The organism is Staphylococcus sp. GDY8P54P (assembly GCF_017892645.1).
Classification (GTDB): domain Bacteria; phylum Bacillota; class Bacilli; order Staphylococcales; family Staphylococcaceae; genus Staphylococcus; species Staphylococcus ureilyticus.
In genome coordinates, this window is record NZ_JAESLN010000036.1 from 1 (window position 1) to 20565 (window position 20565).

General features: G+C 32.9%; 16 protein-coding genes. 13 read left to right on the forward strand and 3 right to left on the reverse strand.

What is annotated here, in order from left to right; genetic code table 11:
* The first annotated feature begins 323 nt into the window (after positions 1 to 323).
* Entirely contained in the window at positions 324 to 1151 is an 828-nt protein-coding gene (locus tag KA883_RS11365) for a YtnP family quorum-quenching lactonase (RefSeq protein ID WP_046206821.1), read from the forward strand.
* 176 nt (positions 1152 to 1327) lie between these two features.
* Here the strand turns inward: KA883_RS11365 and KA883_RS11370 are convergent, their stop codons facing one another.
* Entirely contained in the window at positions 1328 to 1645 is a 318-nt protein-coding gene (locus KA883_RS11370) for a hypothetical protein (RefSeq protein WP_046206822.1), read from the reverse strand.
* An 82-nt stretch (positions 1646 to 1727) separates the two neighbouring features.
* On the opposite strand from KA883_RS11370, the gene KA883_RS11375 reads away from it, so the two are divergent.
* The 10 genes from KA883_RS11375 (at position 1728) to ccpA (ending at position 14693) form a co-directional block, all read left to right on the forward strand.
* Positions 1728 to 2804 carry a M42 family metallopeptidase gene (locus KA883_RS11375; protein WP_046206823.1) on the forward strand — a complete coding sequence of 359 codons (1077 nt, stop codon included), beginning with the start codon at positions 1728 to 1730 and terminating at the stop codon, positions 2802 to 2804.
* 17 nt (positions 2805 to 2821) lie between these two features.
* A complete protein-coding gene (locus tag KA883_RS11380; protein WP_046206824.1) occupies positions 2822 to 3130 on the forward strand; it encodes a thioredoxin family protein in 309 nt (102 codons plus the stop codon).
* 125 nt (positions 3131 to 3255) lie between these two features.
* A complete protein-coding gene (locus KA883_RS11385) occupies positions 3256 to 4119 on the forward strand; it encodes a DUF1444 domain-containing protein (RefSeq protein WP_046206825.1) in 864 nt (287 codons plus the stop codon).
* 12 nt (positions 4120 to 4131) lie between these two features.
* Entirely contained in the window at positions 4132 to 4731 is a 600-nt protein-coding gene (gene ytpR / locus KA883_RS11390; RefSeq protein ID WP_046206826.1) for a YtpR family tRNA-binding protein, read from the forward strand.
* Between the two features lie 17 nt (positions 4732 to 4748).
* Entirely contained in the window at positions 4749 to 8417 is a 3669-nt protein-coding gene (locus KA883_RS11395) for a DNA translocase FtsK (RefSeq protein WP_210139988.1), read from the forward strand.
* Positions 8418 to 8440: 23 nt separating this feature from the next.
* On the forward strand, positions 8441 to 9754 hold the full coding sequence (murC, locus tag KA883_RS11400) for a UDP-N-acetylmuramate--L-alanine ligase (protein ID WP_046206828.1): 1314 nt from the start codon (positions 8441 to 8443) through the stop codon (positions 9752 to 9754).
* Positions 9755 to 9825: 71 nt separating this feature from the next.
* Positions 9826 to 10317 carry a DUF948 domain-containing protein gene (locus KA883_RS11405; RefSeq protein WP_046206829.1) on the forward strand — a complete coding sequence of 164 codons (492 nt, stop codon included), beginning with the start codon at positions 9826 to 9828 and terminating at the stop codon, positions 10315 to 10317.
* Positions 10318 to 10399: 82 nt separating this feature from the next.
* On the forward strand, positions 10400 to 11617 hold the full coding sequence (locus KA883_RS11410) for a hypothetical protein (protein WP_210139989.1): 1218 nt from the start codon (positions 10400 to 10402) through the stop codon (positions 11615 to 11617).
* A gap of 693 nt (positions 11618 to 12310) precedes the next feature.
* A complete protein-coding gene (locus tag KA883_RS11415; RefSeq protein ID WP_046206831.1) occupies positions 12311 to 13402 on the forward strand; it encodes a bifunctional 3-deoxy-7-phosphoheptulonate synthase/chorismate mutase in 1092 nt (363 codons plus the stop codon).
* 301 nt (positions 13403 to 13703) lie between these two features.
* The gene (gene ccpA / locus KA883_RS11420; RefSeq protein WP_046206832.1) at positions 13704 to 14693 is read left to right on the forward strand and encodes a catabolite control protein A; all 990 of its coding nucleotides are present in this window, start codon (positions 13704 to 13706) and stop codon (positions 14691 to 14693) included.
* A gap of 193 nt (positions 14694 to 14886) precedes the next feature.
* On the opposite strand, the gene KA883_RS11425 is transcribed toward ccpA, so the two are convergent.
* Positions 14887 to 16041, reverse strand: coding sequence for an acetoin utilization protein AcuC (locus KA883_RS11425; RefSeq protein WP_210139990.1), 1155 nt, complete (start codon positions 16039 to 16041; stop codon positions 14887 to 14889).
* 17 nt (positions 16042 to 16058) lie between these two features.
* Complete coding sequence (locus KA883_RS11430; protein WP_046206833.1) at positions 16059 to 16691, reverse strand: hypothetical protein; 633 nt, start codon at positions 16689 to 16691, stop codon at positions 16059 to 16061.
* Positions 16692 to 16872: 181 nt separating this feature from the next.
* Here KA883_RS11430 and acsA point away from each other — a divergent pair, with 181 nt between their 5' ends.
* Both acsA and KA883_RS11440 read left to right on the forward strand, forming a co-directional pair.
* The gene (gene acsA / locus KA883_RS11435; protein WP_046206834.1) at positions 16873 to 18582 is read left to right on the forward strand and encodes an acetate--CoA ligase; all 1710 of its coding nucleotides are present in this window, start codon (positions 16873 to 16875) and stop codon (positions 18580 to 18582) included.
* A 303-nt stretch (positions 18583 to 18885) separates the two neighbouring features.
* Positions 18886 to 20553 (forward strand): formate--tetrahydrofolate ligase, encoded by a 1668-nt coding sequence (locus tag KA883_RS11440; protein ID WP_046206835.1) that lies wholly within the window; start codon positions 18886 to 18888, stop codon positions 20551 to 20553.
* Positions 20554 to 20565 lie beyond the last annotated feature (12 nt).

The following is a 20565-nucleotide window of genomic DNA, read 5'->3' on the forward strand; positions in this document are numbered from 1 at the left end:
CTACCCTTATATCGTAAATATCAGGTAGCCATAAACATTTTGTTTTTTTCACTGTCTACTTGACAGGGTGCAGTTCAAAAATGACGGATTAGTCCTTTTTATTATAAGCGTGCTACGATTTTGCTCGTACATGCTTGCCTGGGAATATGACTCGAGCCTGTAGTCTCTCGTTCATATCATTTCACTAGGCGTCAGTACATAACAAAATCACCATGAAATTTTGTTGTAGCAGAAGACTAACAAATTTCGTTATTTTACGTGTACTGTGTATTATATTACTATATTAATTAATTAGTAATTAAATCAAGAAATGGGGACTGATTATGAAATTAGGAAATTTCAAGATACATTACCTGAACGGTGGCATTACAAATATTGATGGTGGAGCGATGTTTGGTGTGGTTCCGAAAGTTTTATGGGCTAAAAAATATGAGCAAAGTGAGGAAAATCGGATTCCATTACCTACACATCCAATTTTAATACAAACGGAAGAATTTAACTTTATTATTGATACTGGTATTGGTAATCATAAGCTTACCGAAAAAGAGCGTAAAATATTTGGTGTGCATTATGAAAGTAATATAGAAGAAGATTTAAAATTATTTAATTTGACAACGAATGATATTGATTATGTTTTAATGTCACATTTACACTTTGACCATGCGTCAGGATTAACTGATAGTGAAGGGCGTGCAGTTTTTAAAAATGCGATTCATGTTATTCAACAAGATGAATGGCATGAGTTTGTTAGCCCAAATATACGAAGTAAATCAACTTATTGGCAGAAAAATAATGGTGATTTCACCGATAAATTATTGCTGTTTGAAAAAGAAATTGAAATCGTCAAAGGGATTAATATGTATCATACTGGTGGCCATAGTTACGGTCATTCTATTATTACAGTAGAAAATGCAGGAGAAAAAGCAGTACATATGGGAGATATTTTTCCTACAGTCGCACATAAAAATCCACTGTGGGTAACTGCTTACGATGATTATCCAATGCAGTCTATAAGAGAAAAAGAACGCATGATACCTAGATTCATTTTAGAAAATTACTGGTTTTTATATTATCATGATGTAAATTACTTTGCTGTAAAATTTAATCAAAAGGAACCATCTGAAATCGAGCATTACATTACAAGAGAATAAAATAAAAGGTTAAAGTTTTGAACATTTGAAATAGCACTATATCTTAACTAAAAATACAATCAATGTCTTCATAGTTTGAGCAGTAATATAGTTTATTTCTTTCATTGTAATCATCTCAGTGTAGTCGACAAATATTTTCTACATGATACAAGTGTGTTCATAACTTTAACCGTTTATCATTTACATTCAATGATGTTTATCACTTCACCAGTTTTAGCGTCGGCATAAAAATCATAATAAGTGCGTTTGCCATTATGAAGGGTAGTGATACCACCTTGAAAGACTTCTAATTGATCGCCAGCATTTTGATACATTATCGTTTCATTTAGTATGTAAGAACCTACAACATTCATAAAATAAGTTTTTACATCTGTAATAATAGCTTCTGGATTACGATTTTGTAGTTGCTTTTGACGCGTATAAAAATAAATTGATCCAACAATAGTTGTTATTGAAATTAAGCCGATGAAGAACCAACTTTTTTTATTCAACATATTACAATCTACCCCCAATAAATTCATATTTATAGTTTACCATAATGAAGATGATATAATAAATATTAAGGAGTGAATGACATTGAGTATAGACAAAAGTAAAACATTATCAAGAATGAAAATATTAACAGAATTACATGGAGCGCCAGGATTTGAAGATGATGTTAAATCATATTTGAAATCTGAAATGTCACCGTATGTAGATGACTTTGTATACAATCGAATGGGCGGCTTTTATGGAGTTAAGAGAGCTAAATCTAAAAATTCAAAGAAAATAATGGTTGCTGCTCATATGGACGAAGTGGGCTTTTTAATAACGCACATCACAGATAATGGGCTCTTACAATTCACGAATTTAGGTGGAGTAGCGACTGATATATGGCAAGGTCAAAGACTAAAAGTTAAAACAAGAAACAATGAAGAAGTCATAGGAGTCGTAGCGAATATACCGAAACATTTTAGGACAGGTAACGAAGGTGCACCAAAAATTGAGGATCTATTATTAGATATAGGTTGTGAAAGTGTACAAGATGTTATCAATCGAGGCATTCAAATTGGTGATACTATTGTTCCAGACACACCGTTCACACAGTTATCAGAGCATAGGTTTGCTAGTAAAGCGTGGGACAATCGTTATGGTTGTTTATTAGGTATAGAATTATTAGAATTATTAAAAGACGTAGAGCTAGATTTTGATTTATATGTTGGTGCAAATGTTCAGGAAGAGGTAGGGTTAAGAGGTGCAAAAGCCTCTGCTGAATTAATCGATCCGGATGTAGCTTTTGTAGTAGATTGTTCGCCAGCAAATGATATGAAAGGAAAGCAAAATCTTTCCGGTGAATTGGGTCAAGGGACATTGATTCGTATAAAAGATGGTACGATGATACTAAAACCAACGTTTAGAGATTTTCTATTAGATTTAGCAAATAAATTTCAAATTCCATATCAATATTATATGTCTCCAGGCGGTACAGATGGAGGAGAAATTCACAAAGCAAACATTGGTATTCCAACTGCAGTTATTGGTGTTTGTGCACGCTATATTCACAGTACAAATGCAGTATTTGATTTTCGTGATTATGACGCTGCAAGAAACTTAATATTACAATCAGTTAAAAATTTAGATGACGAAATAATAAATACTTTACAGTATAAATAATGTTTTGGAGTGATTAGATGGAACAATTAGAAAATGAACAACAATTTTTAGAATTTAAAAGAGGGGACACTGTATTTTTATTTACTGCTGATTGGTGTCCAGATTGTAAAGTGATTGAACCAGACTTACCACAACTTGAAGCGAAGTATACAAATTATAAATTTGTATCAGTGGATAGAGATAAATTTATAGATATTTGCATTGAACATGGTATTATGGGCATTCCTAGCTTTTTAGTATTTAGTAATGGACAACAAATTGGAAGTTATATTGGAAAAGAGCGTAAATCCATTGAACAGATAGATAATTTTTTAGCTTCTTTATAAACATAAAGTGAATGAATCTTATTAAGTGCACGATAAAAATATACCCTTAGAACTTACTTTTTTTCTGTTCCTAAGGGTATATTTATTGTAAACTGTATAAAGACACGTAAATAGGAGTGTTAACGATGAATGTCTTTCAAATGAGAGATAAATTAAAAGATAGATTAAAACATTTAGATGTCAAATTTAGTTTTAATCGTGATGAAGAAACGCTACGCGTATCTAGAAATGATAATGGCAAAGGTGTCACTGTCAAACTTTCAACAATTGTAGCGAAATATAAAGAACAAAAAGAAAATATTGTAGATGAAATTGTATATTATGTCGAAGAAGCGATTGAACAAATGAAAGGGGAGGCGTTATCTGAAACAGAGAATATTGAGATAATGCCTGTATTAAGGTCGCCTAGTTTTGATAAAAAAGACAAAGAAGGTAATTCATTTGTTATAGATAAACATACTGCAGAAACTAATATTTATTATGCAGTAGATTTAGGAAAATCTTATCGCTTGATAGATGAGCAAATGTTAGAAAAATTAAATCTTACTAAACAACAAGTGAAAGAAATGGCTTTATTTAATGTTCGAAAACTTGAAAACAAATATAAAACCGATGAAGTTAAGGGTAATATCTTCTATTTTGTAAATTCAAATGATGGTTACGATGCCAGTAGAATTTTAAATTCTACCTTTTTAAATGACATACAAGCGCAATGTGAAGGTGAGATGTTGGTGGCAGTACCGCATCAAGACGTGTTGATTATTGCTGATATTCGAAATAAAACAGGTTACGATGTTATGGCACACTTAACGATGGAATTCTTCACGAAAGGATTAGTTCCAATTACGTCACTTTCATTAGCTTATGATAATGGACATTTTGAGCCAATATTTATTTTGGGCAAAAATAATAAACAAAAAAGAAACCCAAATGTCATCCAAAGATTAGAAGCAACTCGAAAACAATATGAAAATAAAGATAAGGAATAAGGAGTTAAAAAAATGAATTTATTTTACAATAAAGAAGCTGTAGGAGATGTAGCTTTTTTACAAATTGAGCCCGCAACAGGCGAATTTACGTATGAGACGAAGAATGATGTAGTAGCAATTCGTCAAGATAACAAGATTGTAGGTTTTAATATATTCAATGCATCAAAAGTGTCAGATATTGATGGAAATGGACATATAAAATTGGATGAGAAGTTAATTCAGGACTTACAACAAGCAATTAAAAATGCTGGTTTCACGTTTGAACTAAATGCAGATTTATCACCAAAATTTGTTGTTGGTTATGTTGAAACTAAAGAAAAACACCCTGATGCTGATAAATTAAGTGTATTGAATGTAGATGTAGCAACAGAAAAGCTACAAATTGTTTGTGGTGCGCCGAATGTTGAAGCAGGGCAAAAGGTCGTTGTTGCAAAAGTAGGTGCAGTAATGCCTAGTGGAATGGTTATTAAAGATGCAGCCTTACGCGGTGTAGATTCAAGTGGAATGATTTGTTCTATGAAAGAATTAAATTTACCAAATGCACCACAGGAAAAAGGTATTATGGTATTGTCTGATGAATACAAAGTTGGACAGGCATTTTTTGAAGAATAGAAGGAGGTAATGTCCGAATGAGCTGGTTCGACAAATTATTTGGAGAAGAAAATGATCCTAATAAAGACTATCTAAATAAAAGAAACCAACGACGTCAAAAGAGTCAAGAACATCAAGACACATTACTTCCTCAAAATAACGATGTTTATGAGAGACCTAAAGGGAAATTTAGATTTCCAATGCGTGTTTTAGAAGAAAATAGTGAAACTGAGGACGCTATTAATGGAAAATCAGAAAATGAATTTAAAAATTCTGACCATAAATCAACTAGTCACCATACTGAGAATCACAGTCATAGAAGAAGAAGACAAATGGCTAATGAAAATGCTACAGATAAATTTACTCAATCATCTAAAGAATCATATGCAACATCTCGTAGTAAAACAAATGCGTCATTAGATAATGAAGTTCAAAAAGAAAAGAGACAACACAAAGGCAAAAGAACAAGAATTCAAACAGACGTTTTAGGTGGTACTGGACGTGAAAATGGTCATAGTACAAAAAGACATGAGCCCACTACCCCTCAATATCATAAAAGTGAATTTAAAGCTAGCGAGGTTCCGTCAGCTATTTTTGGCACTAAAAAACCACACCCTTTAGAAAATGGTGTGATAAAACCTAATCATCGTTTTAAAGATGATAATGAAAATAAAGTGCAAGAAGAACGCAAATCAAATTCTAATAATGACCATAATGACACTGCTGAAACAACGTTTGCTCAACCTTCTCAAGTTGATAGCGAACAACCATCAGCTAAAAAGAGCAATGAACAACTACAAGATAAGTCGATACAACAAGAAAATGTATCACAAGCTACTACTACTCCAAAAAAGAATAATACCATCAATATAGAAAATATCTATGCTTCTCAAATTGTTGAAGAAATTCGTCGCGAACGTGAACGTAAAGTGCTTCAAAAACGTCAATTTAAAAAAGCATTGCAACAGAAGCGTCAAGAAAATCAACAAAATGATGAAGATACAATTCAAAAAGCAATTGATGAAATGTATGCACAGCAAGCAAAACAATATATTGGAGAAAGTTCATTAGATGGTGCACAAAATAAAATTAGTGATACAGACTATTCAACAAAATCGTCTGGTGAAGATGCAACGGATGAACATGATACAACTGACCAAATTGATACGTCACAATACAATTATCAAGAAATTAATTTAGACAATATAAGTAATGTACATAACATTAATGACTCTGACGATGTTTCAAATACAAATGAAAATCAAACAGAAAATGTAGAAACAGCATCAAATCTTACAGAATCATCAACGAATCATGCTAACGATGAAACAAATCTTTCTCAAGATATTGATCATGCAGATATAGACAATCATTTGCACCAACATGACGAAAATTCAAATGGAACTATTGATAATACTGGTATTTCGGAAGCTACCTATAGAGAAATTTCAGATAATCAAAAAGATACGACACAAAATACAGTTGATTTGACTCAACAAACTAATAACAATGAACGAAAAACGTCACAAAGTGAAAATGATGATGTATTAGATCATACATCATTGCATACTAAACATCATTTTGAAAAAGAAGATGAGCAATATGTAGATGAGTCTAATGATATTAATCAGAATGAATCACGGAATGAAGAAGATTCATCAGCTTCAACTGAAGCGAATGAAAATGGTGAAGAAACAGTTGTTAATGACGTGCAAATGTCAGAGAATAACGAAAATGAAGCACAACAAGATCATGTTAAAACAAACGCTAAAGTGAATAGTGATGAACAAAACAATCAACAACATAAAAATACAATCAACTCGAAAGGAAGCAAACCAAAACCTTTCAATGTAGTAATGACACCATCTGACAAAAAAAGAATGCTTGATGCCAAGAAAAATCTTAACGACACACATGCTTTTGTGAACTCAAATGATACTGAATTACAACAATCAGATGAAAAAATAGATAAAACGGCACAAAGTGAAAAAGATGAATCAACTGCTGCATTTAATCAACAAATGCAAACTGAAACTAACCTGGAAGAACATAATTCTAATGCTAATGAGTCAAAAGATACGTTTATAAATACGGAATCTGAAACGTTGACTGAGGATGAAGAAGTAGCATCCAGCATAGATGACAAAAATGAAGTTATAAGTCACAGGTATAATGGACAACCACAAAATGCCGAAACCAATCATGTGGATAAACATTCTGTAGATGCTACCGTTTCTCATAAATCAAATTCTGTGAATCAGCAGAACCAAAGCATGCAAGCATCCCAAGAAAGCAAAACAACTATACGAAAAGGTCCAAATATTAAACTTCCGAGTATTGATTTACTGGATGAACCTAAGGTCCATGAAGTAGATAATCAGTGGATTGAAGAAAAGAAACAAGAATTAAATGAAGCATTTTACTATTTCAATGTACCTGCGGAAGTTCAAACTGTTACAGAAGGGCCAAGCGTGACTCGTTTTGAATTATCTGTAGAAAAAGGTGTAAAAGTATCAAGAATCACTAACTTACAAGATGATATTAAAATGGCGTTAGCAGCAAAAGACATACGTATTGAAGCGCCTATTCCAGGTACAAATTTAGTAGGTATTGAGGTGCCAAATCAGTCTTCAACACCTGTTAATTTACGTTCTATCATAGAAGATAATACTTTTAAAAATGCTGAATCTAAATTAACAGTTGCTATGGGACTTAGAATTAATAATGAGCCGTTAGTTATGGATATAGCAAAAACGCCTCATGCATTAATTGCTGGTGCTACAGGTTCAGGTAAATCAGTATCTATTAACAGCATTTTAATGTCATTATTGTATAAAAATCATCCCGAGGAGCTAAGATTATTACTTATCGATCCTAAGATGGTTGAGTTGGCACCATATAATGGTTTGCCACATTTGGTATCTCCTGTTATTACAGATGTTAAAGCTGCTACACAAAGTTTAAAATGGGCAGTGGAAGAAATGGAACGTCGTTATAAAGTATTTGCTAAATATCATGTTAGAAATATTACTGCATTTAATAAAAAGGCAAATTATGAAGATAGAATGCCAAAAATTGTTATAGTAATAGATGAATTAGCTGATTTAATGATGATGGCGCCACAAGAGGTTGAACAATCAATTGCACGAATTGCACAAAAAGCACGCGCATGTGGAATTCATATGTTAGTTGCAACACAAAGACCATCTGTAAATGTAATTACAGGGCTAATCAAAGCGAACATACCGACACGTATTGCTTTTATGGTATCTTCAAGCGTAGATTCACGTACAATTTTAGATAGTGGTGGAGCAGAACGCTTATTAGGTTATGGAGATATGCTCTACCTAGGAAGTGGAATGAACAAACCAATACGTGTCCAAGGAACTTTCGTTTCTGATGAAGAAATTGATGATGTCGTTGATTTTATAAAACAGCAACGTGAACCTGATTATCTTTTTGAAGAAAAAGAATTGTTGAAAAAAGTAGAAAGTCATCCGCAAGATGACTTATTCGACGATGTATGTCGATTTATGGTACAAGAAGGACATATTTCTACTTCACTGATACAAAGACATTTCCAAATCGGTTATAATCGAGCTGCTAGAATTGTAGACCAATTAGAACAGTTAGGTTATATTTCGGAAGCAAATGGTTCTAAACCCAGAGATGTGTATATCACTGAGTCTGATTTAAATGATAATTAATATAGAGATAAAGGAGTGTTACAATGACACATTACCATTTTGTCGGCATTAAAGGTGCCGGAATGAGTTCATTAGCACAAATCATGCATGATCTTGGAAATGAAGTACAAGGGTCAGATATTAAGAATTATGTTTTTACAGAAGTCGCATTAAAAAATAAAGGTATAAAAATTCTCCCTTTTGATGCAGATAATATTAAGGAAGATATGGTCATTGTTCAAGGTAATGCATTTCCTGATACGCATGAAGAAGTTGTACGCGCGCATGATTTAAATTTAGAAGTGATTCGTTATCACGATTTCTTAGGTCATGTTATTAACCAATATACTTCAGTTGCTGTAACAGGTGCGCATGGTAAAACATCAACAACTGGTTTACTATCACATGTTATGAATGGAGATAAAAAAACATCCTTTTTAATTGGTGACGGTACTGGATTAGGTATTCCAGCTAGTGATTACTTTGCTTTTGAAGCATGCGAATACCGTAGACATTTTTTAAGTTATCATCCGGATTATACAATTATGACAAATATTGATTTTGATCATCCAGATTATTTTAAAGATGTGCATGATGTTTTTAATGCCTTTCAAGAAATGGCGCAAAATGTAAAAAAAGCAATTATCGCATGGGGAGATGATCCATATCTTCGTGATTTAAAAGCAGATGTACCTATTTATTATTATGGATTTTCTGAAAATGACGATATTTATGCGGATAATATTCAAATTAGTGAGAAGGGTACACAATTTGATGTTTATATTAATAATAATTTTTATGATACCTTCTTATCTCCACAATTTGGAGACCATAATATCTTAAATGGACTTGCTGTAATAGCAATCAGTTATTTAGAAGGATTGAACGTTGATAATATTAAAGAAGCGTTAGAAACATTTGGTGGTGTAAAACGTAGATTTAATGAAACTAAGGCAGGTAAACAAGTATTAGTAGATGATTATGCTCACCATCCAAGAGAAATTAGTGCTACAATTGAGACAGCACGAAAAAAATATCCTAATAAAGAAGTTATAGCTGTTTTCCAACCACATACTTTCAGTAGAACACAAGCTTTTTTAGAAGAATTTGCTGAATGTTTAAGTCTTGCGGATAAAACATTTTTATGCGAAATTTTCGGCTCAATAAGAGAAAACAATGGCGAACTAACTATTCAAGACTTGGTTGAAAGGGTAGATGGTTCTACACTTATTGATGAGCAAAGTGTAAATACTTTAGAACAATATGAAGATGCGGTTATCTTATTTATGGGTGCAGGCGATATACAAAAAATCCAGCGCGCATATATGGAAAATATCGGTGTAACTACCTCATTTTAATATGTTTATGTTAAAATGATGTGGGTATTTATATTAAATAACAACATATGTTTTTTTAGGAGGCGTTTTTAATGGAATGGATTTTACCTATAGCTGGAATAATTGCAGCGATTGCTTTTTTAGTGTTATGTATAGGAATCGTTGTTGTATTACTTTCAGTTAAGAAAAATTTAGATCACGTTGCTAAAACTCTTGATGGAGTTGAAGGACAAATTCAAGGGATTACACGTGAGTCTACTGATTTACTTCATAAAGCGAATCGCTTAACTGAAGATATTCAAGATAAATCAGAACGTTTAAACTCTGTCGTTGATGCTGTTAAAGGTATCGGTGATTCAGTTCAAACATTAAATGGTTCTGTTGATCGAGTAACAAACTCAATCACGCACAATATTTCTCAAAATGAAGATAAAATTTCTCAAGTTGTACAATGGTCAAATGTTGCAATGGAAGTTGCTGACAAATGGCAAAACAGAAGAAATCGTAGAGAAAGTGCAAATTATAAAACAAGTAGCGTAGCAAATGATGCAAATCACAGCTATACTACACGTGTTGACCATTAATCATTTATATACTTAAAAAACAAATGCACTTAAATGAGGTATAAACTTATTTAAGTGCATTTGTTATAGGAGGCATTCAAATATGAAGTACTATAATCGAGATGATTACGAAAGAAATTTAGAAAGTTATGAAGTACCAGAATATTTTACATCCGGTGCTAGAAATGTGTTTGTTTATGGATTTATAGTAGGTGCTGTGATAGGTTCGGCTGTAGGATTAGTGTCTATTAGTAAATCACGTCAAAGTGAGAAATCCGTTCCTAAAAGTAATAAAACATTCAAATCAAATGTAGTTAAAGAAGCTGAAAATGACAAACTAGAAGCAGAACGTCAAGTTGCGCATATTAAAGAAAAAGCAATTACAAACAATGAATTAGGTGCGCAAAAAGTTGCAATTCAACAAGAGACGGCTACTCACAACTTATCTGATACGTCACCACAAGCACAAGATACATTAACTGAACAACAATCGGATGAAACATCAGAAGGCTTGAATAATATTGATGAACAAGTACAACCAACTGATAGTGAAAAGAATGCTCAAAAAAATGCAATCAAGAAAGAGTCAGAAACACATCATTTAGCTAATTCTACAGTTGCTTCAACGTCTAACGAATCACAAAAAAATGATACAGTATCGGCTACGAAATTAGCCAATGCTGCTGAAGAAAAAAATAAAGCTTTAAAAAATGACCCGACAATTAAGAAAAATACAACTGAACTTGTAACTGAAGAAAGTGTAAAATCTAATTTTAAAAAAGAAGTACCTAATTTAGTTACAAAAAATGACAAGACTGAAGCTAAAGATAGCTTAAATTCAGCAACAATTGCAGATGGTATTACTGCTACGGGATTAGCATTAGCAGCGAGTCAAAAACGTGATGCAATGTCTAAAGACCCAAAAGTAGCTGAAAAAACCGTTAATTTATTAAAACCTGAATCTTTAACAGTCAAAGGTAATCAAGAAGTGCCTAATTTAGTTACAAAGAAATTAGATAATGCAGTTGAAAATAATAATAAAGTAGAAAATTCTGCTGATAAACATGATCAATCTTCAACTAAAAATACACCTCAGGCTGCAGAGCAACGTGTTAAACAAACACATAAAAGTGTGTCGTTTAAAGACGGTATAATTGTACATGATAATGCTGAACAAGGTATTAGTAAGCAAACTTCTAATAATAGTACTGATAGCTCTAATTCTGACAATGAGGTGCCAACATATTCAAAAAATAGATTGCAAAGCAAAAAGACTGAAAAAGCAAAAAGTAAAATAGATAAAAGAACATTTAATGATTAAAACTGTTATGTGATTTTGGAATAAATTCTATAATCAAAAGCAGTCTCGGACATAAATTCTATACTCAAAATAAGAGGGCCAATGCATAATATGGATTGGTCCTCTTTATAGTTAAAATCTTACGTTTTTGACTGTCCATGCTTGGCTAGGATATGGTTCGAGCCTGTAGTCTCTCACTCATAAGATTCCCCTGGGTGTCAGCACATTACAAAATCAGTATAATTGATATTTTGTTATTCAAAAAATAAGGCACTTACGTATAATTTAATAAACATTACTCAACTAAATTAACGAAATGCCTTATATGTGAAATGTATATCTTTACTCAACATACACTGTCAATGGACACTTCAGTACTTATTCCTACAATTATCAGTAAACTAAAAATTAACGAATCAACTACCCGCATTAGATAACATAAGTATAGTTACTTATGTTAAGTGGGGTTTAATATCCTTGCATACGCTGTGATGAGCGTTGGTATAAATTGATTATTTATGGAATAGTGTAAAAATACGGCTAGAAAATAACAGAAAATTCAGTTATCATTAAACGTATTCACTTTAAAAGTGATTTTTTACGTTTGAGACTTGAACTTATATGCAGTTATTGTTAGAATTACGTTTAACAAATATTTTATCGCTTTAAAGCAGAATAAAATATCGCTGTAAAATTTTCATAGAGGTGACTAAAATGACAGACAAATTACAAGAATACAGAGATGAAATTGTTGGAATTAATGAACAAATACTAGACCTTTTATCTAAAAGAGGGAAGATTGCACAAAAAATAGGTGAAGAAAAGCGCAAGCAGGGTACAATGGTTTATGACCCTCAACGTGAAAAAGAAATGATTAACCAACTATTAGATAAAAATGAAGGTCCGTTTAATGATAATGTGATTAAACAACTATTTAAAGAAATATTTAAAGCCTCTACTGACTTGCAAAAATCAGAGAATGAAAAACATTTATATGTATCTAGAAAATTGAAACCAGAAGATACGATTGTTCAGTTTGATAATAAAGGTATTATCGGTGACGGTAATAAATCTTTTGTTTTTGGTCCATGCTCAGTTGAATCACAAGAACAAGTAGATACAGTTGCAGCAGATTTACAAGCCAAAGGTGAAAAGTTCATTAGAGGTGGAGCGTTTAAACCTCGTACATCACCTTATGATTTCCAAGGTTTAGGTGAAGAAGGACTAAAAATACTTAAAAATACAAAAGATAAATATGGTTTAAATGTTGTAAGTGAAATTGTAAATCCAGCAGATTTTGAAATCGCTGATCAATATTTAGACGTTTTCCAAATTGGTGCGCGTAATATGCAAAATTTTGAATTATTAAAAGAAGCAGGACGTTCTAATAAGCCAGTATTATTAAAACGTGGATTAGCCGCTACAATCGAAGAATTTATCTTTGCAGCTGAATATATTGCATCGCAAGGTAATGAAAATATAATTTTATGTGAACGCGGTATACGTACATATGAAAAAGCTACAAGAAATACATTAGATATTTCAGCAGTACCGATTTTAAAACAGGGGACACATTTACCAGTTTTAGTAGATGTTACACATAGTACTGGACGTAAAGATATCATGTTACCAACTGCAAAAGCAGGTTTAGCTGTTGGTGCTGATGGTATTATGGCAGAAGTTCACCCAGATCCTTCTGTTGCATTAAGTGATAGCGGTCAACAAATGGATTTAAATGAATTTGAAAAATTCTACAATGAATTAAAACCATTAGCTGATATGTATAACAATAAACAATTAAAATAATTTATATCATACGATGACTTTATAACCTCTATTTTGCATACTAATTATTTAGGTGCATATAGAGGTTTTTATATTTCTTTTTAATAGCAATTTATACTAATATTAATTACTATTTTTGAAAATGATTGTAATAGAAATAAAAACATATACTTAAATAAGATTTAATAAATTATTATGAAATTGACATTATTATGACATTCAAATCAAAATGATTTTACATTTTCGAAAAATATGGTAAACTTTGAAAATGTTATGAAAACAGAGTATAATGATAAAGAAATCGCTTTCAAGGAGGAAGTTTATGACTGTAACAATTTATGATGTAGCTAGAGAAGCAAGGGTATCTATGGCTACTGTTTCGCGTGTCGTAAATGGTAACCAAAATGTAAAACCGGAAACACGAGACAAAGTGAACGAAGTTATTAAAAAGTTGAGTTATCGTCCCAACGCAGTAGCAAGAGGATTAGCAAGTAAACGTACGACGACTGTTGGGGTAATCATCCCAGATATTTCAAATGTGTATTATTCACAACTCGCACGTGGTTTAGAAGATATTGCTACAATGTACAAATATCACTCAATCATATCGAATTCTGATAATGACCCTGGCAAAGAAAAAGAAATTTTTAATAATTTATTAAGTAAACAAGTAGATGGCATTATCTTTTTAGGTGGAACGATATCAGAAGAAATTAAAGAATTGATTAATAAATCATCTGTTCCAGTAGTCGTGTCAGGTACGAACGGTAAAGATGAAGGAATTTCATCAGTCAATATCGATTTCCAAACAGCTGCAAAAGAAATAACAGCGCACTTAATAGAAAAAGGAGCAAAACGTTTTGCTTTTGTAGGCGGAGACTATTCCAAAAAGGCACAAGAAGATGTGTTAGAAGGATTAAAAGAGGTTTTATCAGAAAATCAATTAACATTAGATGAACAATTAGTTTTCAATGGCAATGAGACCTATAAAGATGGTTTACGTGCATTTGACGCATTAAAATCTACTAAACCAGATGCTATTTTATCAATTAGTGATGAACAAGCAATTGGTTTAGTTCATGCAGCACAAGATGAAGGTGTAACTGTTCCAGATGATTTACAAATTGTTAGTTTTAATAACACACGTTTAGTTGAAATGGTTAGACCACAATTATCAAGTGTGATTCAGCCGTTGTATGACATTGGTGCAGTGGGAATGAGATTATTAACCAAATATATGAACGAAGAAGAAATTGATGAACCTAATGTGATTTTACCACATAGAATTGAATACAGAGGTACTACAAAATAAAGTTAATAAAACAGCAGAATTTGGACATAAATTTTATGTAACATGATTTCGTTGTGCAAGTTAAGTAAGAATGAACAGGATTTAAGTGTCACCTGAGCTGCAACTTGTGCAATAGCCCCACTAACTCAACGAACTGAGTAGTGGGGCTTTATCATGTCTGTATTTTTATGTAATAAAATAATGAATACCAATGTTATTTAAACCAACTTAATACTTGAGTTGCATGTTTCATATTGATTTCTGTAATTTCTTTACGTCTAGGTATTAATTGATAATCTAGTTTTTGGTCTTTCCAAGTTGTAGGTAATTCACAAGTAGCATAGGGTGTCCACTTAGCGATCCACTTTTCAGGTAATTCGCCTTGCTGTTGTTGTTCACCAATTAATGCTAAAAAAACATGCGTCCATGCCCTAGGTACAACTTTCCAAATATTGTAACCACCGCCACCAAACATAATTACTTTTCCATCAGTATATTTATCTGCTAATGCTTTAATTTTATAGGGAATTTCATATAGTGCATTTAATGTACAACTCATATATGTGAGTGGGTCTAAATAATGAATATCTACACCGTGCACACTCACAATGATATCAGGTTTGAAAGAGGCAACCACAGGTTCTAATGTTTCATTTAAGACTTCTAGATAAGAATCATCTTCTGTGTAGGGTTCAAGTGGTATATTGACGGTATAACCGAAGCCTTGTTCATTGCCGCGTTCTGTATAGTTTCCCGAACCAGGGAATAAAAATTTGCCTGTTTCATGTATAGAATAAATTAATGCATCGTTGTTAGTGTAAAAGCTCCATTGTGTTCCATCCCCATGATGTGCATCTGTATCTATACACATTACTCGTAAATCATAATGCTTGATGAGATAAGCAATCGTAATTGCCACATCATTGTATATGCAGAAACCATTGGCACGACCTGGCAAACTATGATGTAATCCACCACCTAAATGGCAACCATTGGTGAATGTACCGTCCATAATTTTATCAGCTAAATTAAGGGCACCACCCACAATGCGTGCACTGTGTTTATGCATCATTCTAAACTGTAGTGTATCGCTTCCATCTAAGCCATATTTCTTGGCTTCATTGTCATTTAAAATGCCATGTGATGCACGTCTAATAGATTGTATATAATCATAGCTATGAATCAAATTTAATTCGTCATCTGTAGCGATTCGCGGTTTAACAATGTGTTCAGGTTTTAAATAACCTAAATCACTTAATAGTTCAGTTGTCAGTTTCAATCTCATTTGATTGAAAGGATGTTGATTACTAAAACGGTATTGTAAGATTTCGTTTGAATAAACAAAACCAGTTTTTTGGGTATTGCTCATATTGATTTAACTCCCCTTTAAAAGAAAAAGCGATTCTTGTATCTTAAATCATCGAATGCTTGTAATTGATCAATGGAAATGCGTGCACCTATTCTTGCCATTAAACAATTTGCTGGATGACTAGTGATTTCAGGATCATCTGTAGCAAAAATTTCTAGGCCCCCATAACCCATTAATTTTTGCATTAATTTTTTATAAGCAAAAACATCTAGACCAGAATTTTTTAAATCCCAATGCCAATAATACTCAGTAGTTAAAACGATATAATCTTCATATTCATCAGCCGCCAAACTTAAACGAATGAGTTTACTGCCTAAATGTAAATGTCGATAAGGTAAACTGATTTCTATCGCACCCAGTTCAATTAAATACTCAAGGTTACCATCAGACCAACGTTCTAATGGATCAGGATAGTGATAAGTGACATAACCTACAATATGGTCATGCTTTCTAATCACAAAAATTCTACCTTCTTTTAATTCACTAATTTCTTTTATAGCTATAAATTGATCGTTAGGTTGTCGAAAAGCAGAAAGTCCATCATCAAAAGTCATAAGTTCAAGATTTTCTCTAGAGACAGGGCCTTCTATTATAAATGTACCTTCGTCCAAATGAAATGTTTGAAATTGATACGTTTTTATATGTTCCATTTTTTCACTCCAAACGACTGTAGATGAATGTCATATTCACCCTTTAATACTTTTAGTATAAGTGATTTCGGAGGAAATTAACACGAAAATGTATCCGTTTACACCAATTATTTTGAAAATTGTGAATTTGTTAGTTATAATATGCATTAAGCATTCGATTTCATTAAGAGGGGGATTTAGAATGAAAGTAGAAGTATATAAAGGGGAAGAAGGAAATTTTAACCTTCAAAACTATGAGAAACAATACAACAACTTTGATTGGAAAGAGGTCGAAAAAGCATTTTCATGGTATGACACAGGTAAAGTGAATATGGCGCATGAATGTATCGATCGCCATGTGGATGAAGGTAAAGGAGAAAAAGTTGCACTTCATTATAAAGATGATCAGCGACAAGAAAGTTATACTTTCAGTGAAATGAAATCAAAATCAAATAAAGCTGCAAATGTTTTAAAAGATAAAGCCAACGTTGAAAAAGGTGATCGTGTATTTATTTTTATGCCAAGAACACCTGAACTTTATTTTGCGTTATTTGGTATTTTGAAAATAGGTGCAATTGTAGGCCCATTATTTGAAGCATTTATGGAAAAAGCTGTTGGGGATAGACTAGAAAATAGTGAGGCAAAAGTAATAGTTACTACTAACAGTTTATTGCCAAGAATACCTGTAGATAAGTTACCAAATTTAGAAACAATCATTGTAGTTGATAATGATGTAGATGGTGCATATGTAGATTTCAATAGTGAATTTGAACAAGCGAGTGATCAATTTGAAACGGAATGGTTAGATTTAGATGATGGTTTGATTTTACATTATACATCAGGCTCAACTGGTCAACCTAAGGGCGTATTACATGCGCAAAAAGCGATGTTAGTACATTATATTTCAGGTAAATATGTACTTGATTTTAAAGATGATGATGTGTATTGGTGTACAGCAGATCCAGGATGGGTCACTGGAACATCTTATGGTATATTTAGCCCTTGGTTAAACGGTGTTACGAATTGTATTGCGGGAGGTAGATTTTCTCCTGAAGCATGGTATGGTATGATAGAAGAATTTAAAGTGACTATATGGTATACGGCTCCAACAGCATTAAGAATGTTAATGAGTGCTGGTGATGATATTGTTGAAAAATATGACTTGTCATCATTAAAGAGTATTTTATCTGTCGGAGAACCATTAAACCCTGAAGTCATTAAATGGGCAAAAGATGTATTTGGACTGCGTGTGCTAGATACTTGGTGGATGACTGAAACAGGTGGCCATATGATTGTAAACTATCCTTCGATGGATGTGAAATTAGGTTCAATGGGTAAACCATTACCAGGTATTGAGGCATCAATTGTAGATGATCAAGGTAATGAATTACCTCCTAATCGCATGGGTAATTTGGCAATTAAAAAAGGTTGGCCATCCATGATGATTTCTATTTGGAATAATCCTGAAAAATATGAATCGTATTTCATTGGTGACTGGTATGTATCTGGAGACTCAGCTTATAAAGACGAAGATGGATATTTCTGGTTCCAAGGTCGTGTAGATGATGTAATCATGACTGCTGGTGAACGCGTAGGTCCATTTGAAGTAGAATCGAAATTAGTGGAGCACGAAGCAGTTGCAGAAGCAGGCGTCATTGGTAAACCAGATCCTGTACGCGGTGAAATTATTAAAGCATTTGTTGCGCTACGCCCTGAATTTGAGGAAAGTGATGAGTTGAAAGAAGAAATTCGTAAGTTTGTTAAAGAAGGTTTAGCTGCACATGCTGCACCACGTGAAATAGAATTTAAAGAAAAATTACCGAAAACACGTTCAGGTAAAATTATGCGTCGCGTACTAAAAGCATGGGAGCTTGACTTGCCAGAAGGCGACTTAAGTACGATGGAAGATTAATTAAATACAAAGTGTTAAAGTTTTATTTCACATGCAAAAATTGCTAAAAACACTCCTTTATTGATAGGTTTTAACTTTGCTTAAAATTTTGAAATAAAGGAGTTTTTAGTGTAATAAAACAATATGAGTATAAATGTATATCATAATTTTACAAAAGTAGCTTATTATTTTGAAAGCGTTATCTCTATTAATCGACAACACAACATTATTTGGTTATTATGAATATGTAAGGAATTTTGACTCACTGATTGAAATTTGATTTTTAATAGTGATTAAAATTTATAAAAGAAGGGGCGAATGAATTTGGCACATTTATCAGACTTAGATATTGCTAATCAATCAACATTACAACCTATAGGGGACATAGCTGAAAAAGTAGGTATTCCAGCAGATGCTTTAGAACCATATGGACACTATAAGGCTAAGATAGATATTAACCAAGTTAAACAAAAAGATAACAAAGGGAAAGTCGTATTAGTAACAGCTATGAGCCCAACACCAGCTGGTGAGGGGAAATCAACAGTTACTGTTGGTTTGTCTGATGCATTTAACCAATTAAAGAAAAATGTAATGGTTGCATTACGTGAACCAGCTTTAGGACCAACGTTTGGTATTAAAGGTGGAGCGACAGGTGGCGGATACGCTCAAGTGTTACCGATGGAAGATATTAACTTGCATTTTAATGGTGATTTCCATGCGATTACTACAGCGAACAATGCTTTATCAGCATTTATTGATAACCATATTCATCAAGGCAATGACTTAGGCATTGACCAAAGAAGAATTGAGTGGAAACGCGTTTTAGACATGAATGATCGTGCACTAAGAAATGTGATCGTAGGATTAGGTGGGCCAACGCAAGGTGTACCACGTGAAGATGGTTTCAATATTACAGTGGCTTCAGAAATTATGGCAATTTTATGTTTAGCTAATGATATTCAAGATTTAAAATCTAAAATCAGCAAAATTACAGTAGGTTATACAAGAGATCGTAAACCTGTCACTGTTGCGGATTTAAAAGTTGAAGGTGCATTAGCAATGATACTTAAAGACGCAATCAAACCAAATTTAGTCCAAACGATTGAAGGTACACCTGCATTAGTACACGGTGGCCCATTTGCAAATATTGCACATGGTTGTAACTCAATTCTTGCTACTCAAACAGCAAGAGAATTAGCTGATATTGTCGTAACAGAAGCAGGCTTTGGCTCAGATTTAGGTGCTGAGAAATTTATTAATATCAAGGCACGTGAAGCAGGATTTGAACCATCAGCAGTCGTAGTAGTAGCTACGATTCGCGCGATTAAAATGCATGGCGGCGTTGCAAAAGACAACCTTAAAGAAGAAAACGTTGATGCATTAAAAGCAGGAATTGTAAACTTAGAACGCCATGTAAATAACGTGAAAAAATATGGGTTAGAACCAGTGATTGCATTAAATGCATTTATTCACGATACAGATGCAGAAACTAAATTTGTTCAAGAATGGGCAAAAGAAAATGGTGTACGACTAGCTTTAACAGAAGTTTGGGAAAAAGGTGGTAAAGGTGGTATCGATTTAGCTAACGAAGTGTTAGAAGTGATCGAACAACCACAAGATTTCAAACATTTATATGAACTAGAGCAACCATTAGAAGATAAAATTGAAACAATCGTAAAAGAAATTTACGGCGGTAGCAAAGTAACATTTAGTAGTAAAGCTCAAAAACAATTAAAACAATTTAAAGAAAATGGTTGGGATCATTATCCTGTATGTATGGCCAAAACACAATATTCATTTTCAGATGATGCAACGTTATTAGGTGCACCTGAAGGTTTTGAAATTACAATCCGTGAATTAGAAGCGAAAACAGGTGCAGGGTTTATTGTCGCACTGACTGGTGCAATAATGACAATGCCTGGTTTACCTAAACAACCTGCCGCATTAAAAATGGATGTTACAGATGATGGACATGCAGTTGGTTTATTCTAAATATTTGTTTAA